The 14,473-nt window shown below is 48.3% G+C and carries 12 protein-coding genes; 4 read left to right on the top strand and 8 right to left on the bottom strand.

Features of this window, described 5'->3' with window-relative positions; all coding sequences use genetic code 11:
- Positions 1-589: 589 nt before the first annotated feature.
- Genes preA through V6669_RS27765 form a run of 3 tightly spaced genes read left to right on the top strand, consistent with a single transcriptional unit; the run spans position 590 to position 3,554 of the window.
- Positions 590-1,885, top strand: a complete 1,296-nt coding sequence (gene preA / locus V6669_RS27775; protein WP_249912690.1) for an NAD-dependent dihydropyrimidine dehydrogenase subunit PreA — start codon at positions 590-592, stop codon at positions 1,883-1,885.
- Positions 1,882-3,327 carry a dihydropyrimidinase gene (hydA, locus tag V6669_RS27770; RefSeq protein WP_338588766.1) on the top strand — a complete coding sequence of 482 codons (1,446 nt, stop codon included), beginning with the start codon at positions 1,882-1,884 and terminating at the stop codon, positions 3,325-3,327. Before preA ends, hydA begins: the two co-directional genes overlap by 4 nt.
- The gene (locus V6669_RS27765; protein ID WP_062836929.1) at positions 3,327-3,554 is read left to right on the top strand and encodes a hypothetical protein; all 228 of its coding nucleotides are present in this window, start codon (positions 3,327-3,329) and stop codon (positions 3,552-3,554) included. Before hydA ends, V6669_RS27765 begins: the two co-directional genes overlap by 1 nt.
- Before the next feature lie 15 nt (positions 3,555-3,569).
- Here the strand turns inward: V6669_RS27765 and V6669_RS27760 are convergent, their stop codons facing one another.
- The 8 genes from V6669_RS27760 to V6669_RS27725 all read right to left on the bottom strand — a co-directional run bounded on the left by V6669_RS27760 (position 3,570) and on the right by V6669_RS27725 (position 13,229).
- Positions 3,570-5,246: a PucR family transcriptional regulator ligand-binding domain-containing protein gene (locus tag V6669_RS27760; protein ID WP_338588764.1), complete on the bottom strand. Its 1,677-nt coding sequence runs from the start codon at positions 5,244-5,246 to the stop codon at positions 3,570-3,572.
- A gap of 343 nt (positions 5,247-5,589) precedes the next feature.
- On the bottom strand, positions 5,590-8,826 hold the full coding sequence (locus tag V6669_RS27755) for an efflux RND transporter permease subunit (RefSeq protein ID WP_338588762.1): 3,237 nt from the start codon (positions 8,824-8,826) through the stop codon (positions 5,590-5,592).
- Between the two features lie 33 nt (positions 8,827-8,859).
- Positions 8,860-9,807 (bottom strand): TetR/AcrR family transcriptional regulator, encoded by a 948-nt coding sequence (locus V6669_RS27750; RefSeq protein ID WP_124116559.1) that lies wholly within the window; start codon positions 9,805-9,807, stop codon positions 8,860-8,862.
- A 213-nt stretch (positions 9,808-10,020) separates the two neighbouring features.
- A complete protein-coding gene (locus V6669_RS27745) occupies positions 10,021-10,152 on the bottom strand; it encodes a hypothetical protein (RefSeq protein ID WP_338588759.1) in 132 nt (43 codons plus the stop codon).
- 199 nt (positions 10,153-10,351) lie between these two features.
- Positions 10,352-10,666: a multidrug efflux SMR transporter gene (locus tag V6669_RS27740; RefSeq protein ID WP_017691901.1), complete on the bottom strand. Its 315-nt coding sequence runs from the start codon at positions 10,664-10,666 to the stop codon at positions 10,352-10,354.
- Positions 10,666-11,007, bottom strand: coding sequence for a multidrug efflux SMR transporter (locus V6669_RS27735; protein ID WP_017691902.1), 342 nt, complete (start codon positions 11,005-11,007; stop codon positions 10,666-10,668). Before V6669_RS27735 ends, V6669_RS27740 begins: the two co-directional genes overlap by 1 nt.
- Positions 11,004-11,627, bottom strand: coding sequence for a TetR/AcrR family transcriptional regulator (locus V6669_RS27730; RefSeq protein WP_338588753.1), 624 nt, complete (start codon positions 11,625-11,627; stop codon positions 11,004-11,006). The genes V6669_RS27735 and V6669_RS27730 overlap by 4 nt, the downstream gene beginning before the upstream one ends.
- A 126-nt stretch (positions 11,628-11,753) precedes the next feature.
- Entirely contained in the window at positions 11,754-13,229 is a 1,476-nt protein-coding gene (locus V6669_RS27725; protein ID WP_338588751.1) for a phospholipase D family protein, read from the bottom strand.
- Positions 13,230-13,496: 267 nt separating this feature from the next.
- On the opposite strand from V6669_RS27725, the gene V6669_RS27720 reads away from it, so the two are divergent.
- Positions 13,497-14,441 carry a MerR family transcriptional regulator gene (locus tag V6669_RS27720; RefSeq protein WP_338588749.1) on the top strand — a complete coding sequence of 315 codons (945 nt, stop codon included), beginning with the start codon at positions 13,497-13,499 and terminating at the stop codon, positions 14,439-14,441.
- Positions 14,442-14,473: the final 32 nt, after the last annotated feature.

Here is a 14,473-nt window from a genome sequence, read left to right as displayed (position 1 = left end):
TGTAGATCAGATCTGAGCAAGAAGTGTGGGTACATCAATTCCTAATGTCCCTGACGCGCTAACGAACCCTACACACCTTATAGTGGCAATTACCGAGGATTGGAAAATCTAACGAATCTCACACGTCTTATGTTGACGAACACCTGTTGAAATGAAGCCGAAATGAGCTACTACAGCCAAATAAGACTTTTACGATTCGTTAGATTTTGAAAGTGCCGCTAATGAGCCCAATAAGAGCTGTATAGTTCGTTAGAATTTAGGTGCGTACTATCTAGAAACACCCGTTCTACGCAGAGATCCTGAGCACGACCAAATATCCAGTACAACGATAAAAATTGAACTTAACATTTACACGAAACGGAGAGGACAGAAAGAACCTGAAGAAGCGGAGAGCTAAAAGCTTTCTGAAAGAAAGCTGCATCGGAAGCATACTCTTGCCTTTATCCCCGGATTTTCCCTTTATAAAAGGAATCAAAAAAATCTGGGGATAACAGCGATTGGAAGGTTATTCTGTCATCGTAGTGTCAGTGTAAATAATCTTTAGTTCAACTTATATAGTAAGTTCAAACAACACCAAGGAGGGATCGTTATGGCTGACTTATCTATTAATCTGGCAGGTATTCGATCACCCAATCCATTCTGGCTGGCTTCAGCACCACCGACCAATACGGGCTATCAGGTCCAACGTGCGTTCGAGGCAGGCTGGGGTGGCGCGGTGTGGAAGACGCTGGGTGAGCCAATTATCAATACATCCTCCCGTTTCGCTGCGGTCCATTTTGGTGGGCAACGGGTGGCGGGGTTTAACAATATAGAATTGATATCGGACCGTCCGCTGGAAGTAAATCTGCGGGAGATTGCCGAGACCAAGAAACGATTCCCGGATCGCGCGGTTGTCGCTTCACTGATGGTGGAACCTACGCGAGAGAAGTGGCATGAGATTGTCAAAAAGGTGGAGGCCGTCGGCGTCGATGGCCTGGAGCTGAACTTTGGCTGCCCGCATGGCATGGCCGAACGAGGTATGGGAGCCGCCTCTGGTCAGCAACCTGACCTCGTAGAACTCCAGACGATGTGGGTGAAGGAAGTGGCGACCACACCGGTGATCGTGAAGCTCACGCCAAATATCACGGATATTACGGCGACAGCCCGGGCAGCTGTACGAGGTGGCGCGGATGCGATCTCTCTGATCAATACCATTAACTCTCTCGCAGGTGTGGATCTGGATTCGTGGAATACCGTGCCCCATGTGGGCGGCAAAGGAGCACATGGCGGATACTGTGGCCCAGCCGTGAAGCCAATTGCACTGAACATGGTTGCTGAGTGCGCGCGTAATCCGGAGGTGGGTGTGCCGATCTCGGGTATTGGTGGAATCTCGGACTGGCGGGATACGGCAGAGTTTCTGCTCATGGGTGCTACAGGGGTTCAGGTATGTACCGCAGCGATGCATCATGGATTCCGCATTGTGGAGGACATGATTGATGGGCTGAACGATTATCTGGATGAAAAGGGTCTGAGCAGCGTAGCAGAACTGGTAGGTCAGACGGTTCCACGTTACTCGGATTGGGGCAATCTCGATCTGAACTACAAAGTGGTCGCCCGCATCAACCGCGATGTCTGCATCAATTGCAACAAATGCCATATTGCTTGTGAGGACACCTCGCACCAGTGTATTGATATGTTGACCGACCCGTCCGGCTCCTATCTGGAAGTGGTGGAAGAGGACTGTGTTGGTTGTAATCTGTGTTCGATCGTTTGCCCGGTGGATGGGGCGATTGACATGGTTGAACTTGTACCTGAGCAGGAACCTGTAACCTGGAATGAACGTCAGTCTGCGATTGCCATGCTGCAATCCGTTAGAGATCAATCAACCAAGGAGGCGATATCATGAGTACCCGCAAATTGATTCGTAACGGTGTTTTGGTGACAGCGTCAGATACCTTTGAAGCAGACATTTTGATCGAAAAGGGTAAAATCACCCAGATTGGCATCGGACTGGTGCCTGACGAACGAACGGAGGTTGTGGATGCAGCGGGCTGTTACGTCATTCCGGGCGGCATCGACCCGCATACACATCTGGATATGCCATTTGGTGGAACGGTAACGGCGGATGATTTTGCGACGGGAACAACAGCGGCAGCCTTTGGTGGTACAACAACGATCATTGATTTCTGCCTGACACAAAAAGGCCGTCCGTTAATCGAATCCCTCCAAGAGTGGCACGCTAAAGCCGAGGGTAAAGCCGCCATCGACTACGGTTTCCATCTCATGATCAGCGAGATGAATGATCAGGTGCTGGAAGAGTTACCGCAGATCATTGAAGAAGAGGGTGTGTCATCCTTCAAGGTGTTCATGGCGTACAAAAACCAGTTTCAGGCCGATGACGGGATTCTCTTCCAGACGTTGCAAAAGGCAAAAGAGTACGGCGCACTCGTCATGGTGCATGCTGAGAACGGGGATGTTATTGACCTGCTGGTTCGACAGGCGCTCGCCGAAGGGCGAACGGAGCCGATTCATCATGCGTTGACTCGTCCATCCATGCTGGAGGGAGAAGCGACAGGCCGGGCGGCACGTCTGGCTGCACTTGCGGATTCACAGTTGTATGTGGTGCATGTGACCTGTGCGGAGGCTGTGGAACAGATCGCGCGTATGCGTGAAATGGGATACCGAATCTGGGGGGAGACCTGTCCTCAGTATTTGACGTTAGATCAATCGATCATGGATCAGCCGGACTTCGAGGGTGCAAAGTATGTTTGGTCACCACCGCTGCGGGAAGCGGCTCATCAGGACGTGTTGTGGAATGCATTGAAAAGTGGTCAGTTGCAGACGATTGGCTCAGATCATTGCTCGTTTAATTTCAAGGGGCAGAAGGACTTGGGCAAGGATGATTTTAGCAAAATTCCGAACGGGGGGCCTGTCATCGAAGATCGCCTCAGCATTCTGTATTCGGAAGGTGTAGTCAAGGGGCGGATTACGCTCAATCAGTGGGTCGATCTGTGTTCGACAAGAGCGAGCAAGTTATTTGGATTATTTCCGCAGAAAGGGACTCTGGCTGTAGGGACAGATGCGGATATCGTTATTTTTGACCCATCTGTAAACAGGATGATCTCGGCAGATACGCATCATATGAACGTAGATTACAGTGCATTTGAAGGTATGCAGGTACAGGGGTGTCCGGTGACGGTGTTCTGCCGCGGGGAGTATGTCATTCGAGATCGGCAGTATGCCGGAACAGCAGGGGCAGGCCAATATGTGAAGCGCAACAAGTATGATGCAGGCGCACCCATACCGATGAAACAGCCTGTGACAGCAGTGAATGGAGGGAGAAGCTGATGTCAGATCATGATGTGTTTGAGGCCGAGAGGATCGCCATAGAGCGAATGGTTGCGCAGGGTTATCGGATCTATGCGGTACGGGAACATCTGGAGGGTGCTCACGTCATATGGGGGCACCCGGATCTTCCCGAAGAGAAACAAGAGCAATACGTGGGCACAGCGTCTGGACGAAAATGGTTCAGTCACATCCTGATTCGCCAGCTTCAGGAGCAGCGGGGAGCGTAGACCATACTGAAGCCTTCATGCGATCGGGCCGTGTATGTACTCATAGGCATAGAGTGCAAGTTCGATCGCTACCCGCTTCTCTGGGAGGATATAGTCTTCTCCCAGAAGGACTTCGATTTTGTCCAACCGGTGATACAGCGTCTGTCTGACAATATATAGAGCGGTTGCCGTCTCTTGCTTGGAGCAGCACAGGACCAAATATTGCTTGAGCGTGCGCAGCAGCTGACCTCCTTTCTCTACATCGTAACGAATGAGAGGGCCCAGATATTCTTCGATGAAATCATCCAGATTGCCACTCTGCTTCATACTGGCGATGATGCGGTAACAATGAAGATTACTGTAAAAGGGCTGCTGCATCACACCGATGTCCTTCTGAATTCGCAGTGTCTCCTTCGCGGATTCCAGGCTGTCCTTGAGACGGGAGAGGTCCGTGCAGCTATGACCGATACCGAACAGGCCTGAGAAGAGGCAGTGGGTCTGTTCCTGCTCGTGCTGCTGCAGTTGTTCGATGCAGCGCCAGAGACTGCTTTTGCGCTGAGATCCAGGTAATGGGTCGAGAATGATAAGAATGATCTGGTGATTCAGAACGGTGCTGTAGAGGGTGAAGTTCTCCCGAGCAAACACGGAACGGGCGACGATGTTACGTTGGATCAATAATTTCTGAAGCCTGAGGCTGTCTGTGTATGCAGGGTTACTGTCGAATAAAATAATCGTGGCTTTGCTCGTTGCGAGAAGGGGATTAACGGTGGATACATATTCATGGATTTCCTTCGTGGAGTGATGTCCGTTAAGCCAGTCAATGACCCACATATCTTCTTTGTAGCGGCGTTTCTCTTCCATGTATTTGGTTCGCATCCAGTCCTGGGCAATCGCGGCCGCGCAACGTTCCAGTGCCTGAATGACGAATTCATCCGAGGGTTTGATAGGTATATTTGAATCGTGATCCGGCAGTTTTTGGTGCATGAGTACAAGATCGGCAAAGGTGTAGTCTAACGCCCGAACAGGCATGCTGAACGCATGTAATGTGTTATCTGAGAGCTGCATTATATTCGGAATATCCTCTCCCGCCAAATGTTCCCGCTGCAAAAACCAATCCTGCCGACGAGTCTCCAGCTGCTCTGGAGCGCAATAGGGAACGCTGCTCGCTTCCCCTTCAAGTGGGTATAAGGCCGCGGCACATCCGGTTGTTCGTGACAATAATCGAAGCAGAGGTTGTACGCCATCTCCATTCAGAAGAAGTTGGTTAAACGAGGTGGTGAGACTATCGAGTTCGGCAATCATCCGCTGATGACTGCGAATCAGGGTGAAATGCAGATCTTGCGTAATATCAATATAACGGACTTGTTCGTGGAACCAGATCAACGGGAAATCTGCTGCCACTGCAATTTCCTTCATGGCACCGAGCTGTGATTTGGTGTGATCCCCCAATTCCATACAGAGTCCGGCAGCTCCACGTGCAATTAACTGACGCAGAAAAGACAGACCTTGCTGCTCACCTTCCTGCCAGCCAATGCCTGTCGTCAGCACCAATTCCCCGCCATTAAGCAAGTCCCCTACTTCAGGGACTTCCATGATATGAACCCAGCGTACATACCGCTCCAGTGCGCGTTCACTAGCAAGGACTTCTGCCTTGCGAAACACGGGACGTTTTAACATGTCTCTGACTTGAATGTGAAGCGTTGTCTCCCCCACACAACCACCATCCTTCCCCAATCACATGTGATCTATCTGGAGTCTGGAATCCGTCAACTTGCATAATTAATCCATATTATATGTCGATTTACAGCCAATGGGCTAAAATCTCACGTTCATTTGTTTCAAATGACAATCGAGACTATTCTTTTTGTGATTTTGATTAAAAATGAATGGTTTCTATGTCAGTCTATGTAACGTAATTTCGACTCAAATAAAAAAGCCCCTTAGCATCACATCGGAATTCAATCATTCCAATATGCGCTAAGGGGCGAGAAGTTAGAGCGTACAGTCTGTAGTTAAGTTGTACTCAAATCTTTACATGAGCACGACTAACTACTTCTTAATCTTCAATTCTTTTCTTTTTAAATTTCATCAGGAACTCATACACAATCGGTACGATAACCAGCGTGAGCAGCGTGGAGCTGATCAGACCGCCGATTACGGTAATTCCCAATCCTTTGGAGATGATACCGGCACTCTCTTCGAGGCCCGTAACCAGTGGCAACAGGGCACCGATGGTTGCGAGAGCGGTCATCAGAATTGGACGCAGACGAGTTGCACCGGCTTCCAGCAAAGCTTCACGGGTAGGCATACCCTCTTTTTCCTTGTGAATAACACGGTCGATCAACACGATGGCGTTGGTGACCACGATTCCGATGAGCATCAGTCCACCCATCATAGCCGAGACGTCGAGCGTACCACCAGCGATGAACAGACCTACCATAATACCAATGACCGTAAATGGCAGGGAGAACAGGATTGCGAATGGTGCCAATCCGCCGCCGAATGTAACAACGAGCACGAAGTATACAATGGCGATGGCCGCCAGCATGGCGAGACCCAGTTGAGTGAATGTATCATTAATCTGTTCGGTTGTACCGCCGAACTTCACTTCAACGCCATCAGGGAGATCCAGCTTGTCGATCTCAGCCTGTAAGTTACTCGAAGCTTTTGTTACATCCGAAGCCAGGATGTTGGCTGTAACTTGCACGACAACCTTACCATCAATTTGCATGATGGAGTTCGGGGAGGTACCTTCTTCCACTTTGGCAACATCTTTGATCGGAACTTGGATGCCAAGCGGTGAAGTGACGGTTTCATCCTCAATCTCATCAATACTGCTAAATGTTTTGTTGTCTGTTTCTACATATACTTTATACGTTTTATTATCGATATCGACTTCTGTGAGCACAGGACGTTCCCGTGCCGGGCTCAGTGCCATAGCCAGTTGGCCTGCAGTCAGGCCCAAGGAACTTAGTTTCTCCTGATCTGCAACGAGCGTATACTGCCCGTAGGTGTCAGCAAGTGTTGTATCTGCTTTTTCAAAATTATCCTTATCCGCTTCAACCAGTTTCAGAATTTCATCCGATACAGGTTTGAGTTGCTCTACATTATCGCCATAGATGGAGAGGCTCAGTCCGCTGCCACCCAGCCCCCCGGACATATCAAGCTCACTCCAGGTTCCTACGCTAACTTCCTTCTTCAGACCTTCTACAAGCTGTTCCTTCACTTGAGTAAAGTCTTTCGTATCTTCGTTATATTCAATATAGAATAGAGCCGAGTTGGAACCACCGCCACCCATACTGCTCAGTGGATTACTTCCGCCGATGGAATATTGCATTTTCTCCAGACCCGGTTGTTCCAGCAACCACTTCTCGGCAACGAGTGCTTCTTTTTCTACATCTTCACGCAAAGCTCCTGTTTGTGGGCTGTACGTAATGGTCACATATTTATCTTGTTGTTCCGGCAAGAAGCTTGCACCGATGAACGGGTACAGGAATAAACTGCCGACCAGCAGGATTACTGCAATACTGACCGTGATGAGTTTGTGAGACAGTGTCCAGTTCAGCAGGCGTTTGTAACCTTCCGCCATTTTGCCTGGTTTTTCTTCGTGATTCTGTTTATTCTTCAACCCTTTACGGAACAGGGTATGCGCGAGCATCGGCACAATGGTAATGGCAACGATCAGGGATGCCAGCAAAGCAAATACCATTGTCAGTGCAAATGGCGTGAATAACTCACCAACCATACCGCTTACCAATGCCAGTGGCAGGAATACAGCAATTGTTACGATGGTGGAAGAAAGAATTGGAATAAACATCTCGCGAGTTGCTTCGCGGACCAGTTCACGGCCTTTCAATTTCTCACCTTTGAGTGTTAATCTGCGGTAGATGTTCTCGATAACAACGATGGAGTCATCGACAACCCGTCCGATGGCAACCGTCATGGCACCCAGCGTCATCATGTTCAAGGTGATATCCATCATATTGAGCGCAGTCAATGCCATGAGCAAGGAGAGCGGGATCGAGATAATGGAGATAATGGTTGAACGAATATTACGCAGGAAGAGCAGGATGATCAGGATGGCAAACAAGGCGCCAAAAACGGCTTTGCCCAGCATCGTGTTCACCGAGTCCTGAATCGGCTTACCTTGGTCGAGCAGGACAGTCAAATCAGCATTTTTGAACTGCGATTGCAATTCTTCCGCTTTATCTTTGACTGCGTTAACGACATCAACCGTGTTGGCATCGTTGGATTTTACAATGGAAATACCGATCGATTCTTTGCCATCTGTCCGGGAAATGGATTCCGCTTGACCGATGACTTCGATCTTGGCAATTTCACTTAATTTCACTGTAGGGATACCAGCTGCGTTGGCAGCGCCCGAAGGACTACCCACGCCGGCATTACCGCCAGCAACCTGGCCTGCAGTCTGGTCCGTTCCTTGTGAAGCACTTGGAGCGGTACCTTGACCAGCTTCACCAGTTGGTGCTCCAGAGCCTTGTGGGGCTGCGCTTGCACCATTACCTGCAGAAGCGCCAGCACCGCCGGGTACGACTGGAATGGCAAGGTTTTTCAGATCATCGATGTCGACGATGTTTCCATCTACAACAACGGCCTTCTGGGATTTATCCAGTTCAAACAGTCCAAGGGGCACACGAATGGATGAACCTTGAACGATGCCGTTTACCGTATCTTCGGTCAGGCCCAGCTCGGCCATTTTGGCTTGATCAAACTTCAATTGAACTTCTTTCACATATTGACCGGACACCTGAACCTGAGCTACACCGTCAATATCTTCGAGTGCAGGCTGAATATCCGATTCAACCAGTCGTGTCAATTGTTCCAGGTCACCGCCGTCCTTGTCGGACAGGCTCAGAGATACAACCGGGAAAGAGTTAATGCTGAACTTGGAAATGGTCGGCTTCTGCACGCTGTCAGGCAATTGAACTTCATTCAGTGCCTCACGAACGGTTGCCGTTGCGTTGGTCAGATCTGTTCCATAATCAAATTCGAGTGTGATGGATGCTGCATTCTCCATGGAAGTGGAGGTCACCGTCTTCACGCCATCTACATTACGTAGTTTTACTTCGAGAGGCTTCGTGACATCCTCAACAATCCCCTCCGGTGCAGCCCCCGGATCAATGGCAGTGACATTCAGAAACGGTACGTTGATGTTCGGGATTGTTTCTTGTTTCATCGTCAGTCCGCTGTACAGACCTGCAAAAGAGATGATAATCGTCAGAATCCAAATCGCAAACTTGTTGTTCAGTGAAAAATTAATAATACCTTTCATACGATGGTTTCTTCTCCTCTCTGTTTCTCCTGTTTATATGTGTGACGAGTCAGCCTGGATAAACCGGCTATACTTGGCATCCAGACTGTGCTTAAGCTCAGAGTGCAAAGGTTTGATGGCAGATACGCTCTCCAAATTGTGCATCATGCCGAGAATGATGGCACGCCGAGGCGTGAATTCCATCATCTCCTGTCTGAGAATGGCGATAGTTTCGAGCACATCATTCTTTGTTTGCCCTGCGGGCAATTCGGAACCAGCGATATCCTGCATTTGCTTGATGATGTGAATGGGATGACGCATCACAGTGGAGTCTGTGTTTGGATCACTATTCCATGCGGGCCAGTCTTCCAACAAAATCAAAGGCGCAGGGCGCTGATCGAGCAATCCGTAAGCTGCATAATCAATCATTTGCAGCATATTGGTTGCCATTTTGGAGACGGTAAGGGAAGGCATTTCGGTAAACCAGATCTTAACGTAGGAGAGGAACATACCCTGTATGAGCAAAATAAGGTCTATCGTATAGGGTTCAATCTCCGGTCCGTACATATCTTCCAGTTTGTCCTTGAAACCGTGTAGGGTAAGAATCTCCAGATCTTTATGCTGCGGGCTGCATTTTTCCTTGCGATGTGGCTCATCATTCATCATCATGCTTTGCATCTGTACACGCAAAAATTCCTTTAGCTCGGACACATGGCCCAGCAGTGTCTCAATCTGTTTGTGTGAACGTTCTCTCGGAGTAAGGTCAGCTTCATGTTCGATCTGGGATAGTTCATCTATGAGTGTAAATAAGCAGTACTCCATCGTGCTGTCTTCCAATTCCTCTTTGGATTTGAATATAAGGTAAAGGCTTCCCTTAGACATCCCGCATATCTCTGCAATCTCCTGCATGGAGGTTGCGGCACTGCCTTTTTCCGAGAATAGCTTGAGTGCTGTAGTAATGATGAGTTTTTTCTTCTCATTCATCTCATGTATAGGGTTCATTAACGATACTTTCACCTCATCAGGGAACTTATGAGTTCTTGAATTGACTCTAGGGTCAAACTTAGTATAAACGATCTGGTTGAAGGAATTCAAATGGGAGTAAATTGGAAAATTAGAGCGGAGAAAAGAGGTTGATCAAATGGAAGTAGAGACGGCAAGTAACAAGGTGTAGCTTGTATGTACGTTATGGATAAGGTATCAAGAATGGATAAGTTAGTTTACTCCGGCAAAGGCGTACAAGGCGAGTATAATAATGGCGACCAGAGCGATGAGATAGAAGATGGCCATGCCGATCAGAAGGGTATACCCTGTATAAGAGCCCATGCGTGCCAATAATTTTTTCATAATTACGACTTCCTTTCTTACGTAGAAAAGTATAGAGAGGTTTCCTATTTCTATTATAACCCCAAAAAGACGACTTCTTGATCGAAGTCGTCTAACTTTATTGCTAAAATTTACTAGATATCATAATGGAAGCTCAGAATTACACGATAACGGAGATTGCAGAACCAACGGAGATATAGAGTGTAATTCAGTTGTTCCATTATGTGATCAGTTTAAGACCCACCGCTGCCACCAAAATCATCGCGATAAACAGGATACGTTTCGCTTCTTTCCGTTCACCGAACAGGAACATGCCTGTTAACGTACTGCCGACAGTCCCGATCCCTGTCCACACGGCATACGCTGTGCCCATGGGAATGGACGTCATGGCGTAGGACAACAACGAGAAGCTGAACACAAACGACACTAGCATAAGTACGATGTATGGCCATCCTTTCTTGGTGGAAGCACCATTAATACCGATTACGCCGAAAATTTCACATATCCCTGCACCTACAATTGCCATCCAAGCCATTATACTGCACCTCCTTTGGCTTCTTGTTGATCCGTAACCAGCTTCAGTCCGATTACGCCGCAGAGCAGCAGCCCGATGAGCAATACTTTGGCCAAGCGGAATGGCTCACCAAACAGTACCATTTCCGTAAGGACGGTACCCGCCGTACCAATTCCCGTAAAGACGGCATACACCGTACCTACAGGCAACCTTTTGGAAGCGGCAATGATCAGTCCAAAGCTGATCACGATGGCAATCCCCGTTAAAGTCCACTCCCAGGCATTCGAGGCATGTTTCAGCCCGCTTACCCAGACAATCTCAATAATTCCACCGATAAATACATATAACCAGTTGCGGTTCATGATGTTAAATCTCCTTCCGGCACAACGTGTTGTGCCTCTTCGTTCAAATGATGAATGCCATGCCAAAAGACAGGCCAGGATGCTTCCAACCGTCTCTTGTACCGACGTGAGCTTCCATAGATTATTTCCACGGTGATACCGTCGAGGAACGTCATAAATGCAATGGCGGCTTGTTCCGCCGGAAGGGGCGGTATATCTCCATTACGCATTGCCCGTTGCAGCAGACGATTCAGAGCACGTTCCATGCCATCGATAAACGGATACACCTGATCCATCACTTCGCTATACAGAGAAAGTGGTGGGTAAAAACAATTGCGCAACATCAAACGAGCCGAAGCATGGGCATTGTATTCTTGTTCGAACCAGATCAACAAGCCTTTCAGCCTCTGCTCCAATGGCAGATCCGCATGATCACGGAAATATTCCAGTGTGTGCCGTTTTACCTCGTGAAAAGCAAAGGCCAGTGTGTGTAAAAACAAGTCATCCTTGCAGCTAAAATGTGCATATATGGACGGTTTTTTAATCCCGACTTCATCAGCAATAGCTCTCAGAGAAGCCCCCTCATAGCCATCTCTCGCAAAATGGAACAGGGCTGCATCCCGAATGGATTGAGCAGTCATTCAATCACCTTCCTAACGGTCGTTAGGTAATTATATTTTCACACTTCACATCGCCTGTCAAGATGAAAATATCCGCCTGCACAGTAGAGTACAGGCGGATATAACAGGTATGAATGTGGTTTTTGATCAAAAGGTCGTAAGACCCAGAATCAGCTGCAGCTTATATAGGATACCTTTCAAAAACGTAGTCTTCTCCTGAAACTCATCCAGGTCTAACGTGAACTCCGCATCATCATTATTCCAAATACGCTCGAAATAATTCGCGATATCAAGCGTGAACTTATTGTCTGGAGGTGCAGCAACCCATAGATCATTCTCCAGATTGTAGTCATTCATGTTTCGGGGGGTGAAATTGGTTGAACCCCCGAGGACAATATGATCTCCGGTTGCTTTGGCAATATAGATCATCTTGGTATGGTATTGCTCCTTGGTGGTGTTATACCAGCGTATCTGAATTTTACCGTCGGATTTATCATGCAATTCAGCAGCGACAGGACGGTTCGGAATGCCGATCTTTTCCTGACCAAAGGCATTTTCATTTGGATCCAGTACAAGCCGGATCTCGGTTCCTCGTTTTGCGGCTTCCAGCAGGGCTTCCAATACTTTTGGAGAGGCCACATAGAACATGCCCATCCATAAGGTGTCACCTTTGCCAGCCTGATTGATCTCATGGAGTACAGCGTCATTCACTTTGCCTTCAGTTAAATAGCGGACTCGCAAATCTCCCGTTTTGGAATCCGTGGGAGGAGCTGTGTAGGCAGGAACCTGGCCTCCGCCCGAGATGTCGAGAACAGCTTGCTCTGACTGAAGAATATCGCCAATGATTGGACCTGTTACTTCAAATGCAATATTTGAGTGGTAGGCACTCGCATCATGAATATTGCCAGAAGAGACAATCGCCTTCTTCTCACTAACAACAACTTTGCGATGATTGGCTTTCACATTGAGCAGCTTGAGATAGGAACGTACAGTTACATCTGGACCATCCGTCGCCATCAGGTTTTTGATCCAGCCATCTCCGGATTGACCGAACCATTGGAAGAAGGTCCGCCAGACCGCAGAGTATACTGGAGTTGAATCACGCAAAGGGTCCACATCCGTGATGACCACATGAATGCCTGCTTGTTTCATTTGTTCCAGTAACGGATTGGGTGCTGAGTTATAGTTGGTATTTACTTCATCTGTAATGAACCAGATATCCATATCAGGATGCTGATTTTTTTTGGCGACCAGAGCCTCGGTGAATTCAGTACTCACGGGAGGAAAGTTCTGTCCCTTGTGCTGATAATTATTGAACAGGAACATATCCACCAGGACAAACTGCTCTGCTTTCTCCACAATTTGCATCATGCGCTGGAAAATCTGCTGTTCGTGCTCCATCTGTCCGTCGGAGGAAGGATAAGTGAGGTCATGCAGGAACTCGACTTGATCCACACGATACTCCGGACTTTCGTAGGAAATGCCCGCTGGTAATGGTTTGTAGGTTTGATAGAGCATGACGGCGATGAGCCATAGGACCAATAGGACGATTCCTGTTCGTATGTATGGAAATTTGCCGCGTGAAGATTTGCGGTCTGATGTATGGCGGCGTAATGAGACCAACGGTGGACTCCCCCTTCTGTACTTGCTGACTTCTATTACCACACGGATGATAACGTTGACGCAGGAGAACCCACCAGCATAAGGAATGTAGCGGTAAAATGCATATGGCAAAATTGGCAGGATGCAATCGACAGGTGTCTGAGCGTTGTGTATAATGAGTGTATTATTTTTGTAGAATGTTAGGGTTTTCATATGCCTGACAAGGACGGGGAACCAATGATATAACCTTTGAAATCTGGACATTTAGGAAAGAAAGTGGGTAATAAGGTGTATTCCATCAAACAAGTCGCTGCCATGCTCGGTATCCCGACGGTAACGCTCCGGGCTTGGGAGAATCGGTATAGTGCGGTCACCCCTGAGCGGACGGAATCGGGTTATCGAATGTATACCGAAGAGAATGTTGCGGATCTGCGCTGGTTGAAAGAACAAGTTGAGCTGCATCAGACCAATATTTCGGAAGCGGTACGGATGTTGAAAGTAAACAAATTAAATCCGCCCGAGGCTGTGCCCACGCCGATCATGGCTCCGGTGCCTACGATGGAAGAAGCCTACGCACGCATGGCAGATCAGATCTATGACTCGCTCTACAACTTTCAGGGTGAACGTGCCAATGGTTTGATTGATTTTGGTTTCACCATGTATGGGTATGACTCGATGTTCTATCATGTGTTGGTGCCCATTCTGGTTCGGGTTGGAGATGCATGGGAGCAAGGCAGGGCTTCGGTGGCTCAGGAACACTTCATGACACAGCTGATATCACAGCGGTTTTATCAGTTTTTCCATCTGTTCCCGATCTATCCGCATCTGCCCAAAGTTCTGGCGTTGTGTCCGGAAGGGGAGCACCATCAGGTTGGATTGCTGCTGTTCTCTCTCTTTATGCGCAAAAATGGAGCGGAAGTACTATATCTCGGTGCCAACACGCCAGAGGAAGGCATCTTCCCGATTATCCGGGAGCAGAAGATCAAGTTGGTCTGCCTGTCGATCACAAGTCCAGGACTTCTTGAAAAATGTGATCAGCTCGTCGAGCGTATTATGAACGAGTTCCCGCATATTCGCTTTGTACTGGGAGGTAAAGGCTATGAGCGTGCAGAGCATGCGCGTTATCCGCAATGGATTATGCCGGAGAGTTCTGCGGACTGGCAATCGTGGATGGAGCGTGAGTATCTCTCCGAGCGAGCAACTGGTGCAAGGTTCGGACAGGCCAATAATTAAACATAATCTCAAATGATATGAATAGGTTAGTG

It is taken from the genome of Paenibacillus sp. Y5S-9, assembly GCF_036894235.1.
Lineage (GTDB): Bacteria > Bacillota > Bacilli > Paenibacillales > Paenibacillaceae > Paenibacillus.
This window is presented reverse-complemented; position numbering and strand designations above follow the sequence as displayed.

What these genes read in the sequence shown, in the direction of transcription:
- hydA (WP_338588766.1), top strand. Translation starts at nt 1,882, where the DNA reads ATGAGTACCCGCAAATTGATTCGTAACGGTGTTTTGGTGACAGCGTCA.
- V6669_RS27750 (WP_124116559.1), bottom strand. Translation starts at nt 9,807, where the DNA reads ATGAACCCTATACATGAGATGAATGAGAAGAAAAAACTCATCATTACT.
- V6669_RS27735 (WP_017691902.1), bottom strand. Translation starts at nt 11,007, where the DNA reads ATGAACCGCAACTGGTTATATGTATTTATCGGTGGAATTATTGAGATT.
- preA (WP_249912690.1), top strand. Translation starts at nt 590, where the DNA reads ATGGCTGACTTATCTATTAATCTGGCAGGTATTCGATCACCCAATCCA.
- V6669_RS27740 (WP_017691901.1), bottom strand. Translation starts at nt 10,666, where the DNA reads ATGGCTTGGATGGCAATTGTAGGTGCAGGGATATGTGAAATTTTCGGC.
- V6669_RS27755 (WP_338588762.1), bottom strand. Translation starts at nt 8,826, where the DNA reads ATGAAAGGTATTATTAATTTTTCACTGAACAACAAGTTTGCGATTTGG.
- V6669_RS27730 (WP_338588753.1), bottom strand. Translation starts at nt 11,627, where the DNA reads ATGACTGCTCAATCCATTCGGGATGCAGCCCTGTTCCATTTTGCGAGA.
- V6669_RS27765 (WP_062836929.1), top strand. Translation starts at nt 3,327, where the DNA reads ATGTCAGATCATGATGTGTTTGAGGCCGAGAGGATCGCCATAGAGCGA.
- V6669_RS27745 (WP_338588759.1), bottom strand. Translation starts at nt 10,152, where the DNA reads ATGAAAAAATTATTGGCACGCATGGGCTCTTATACAGGGTATACCCTT.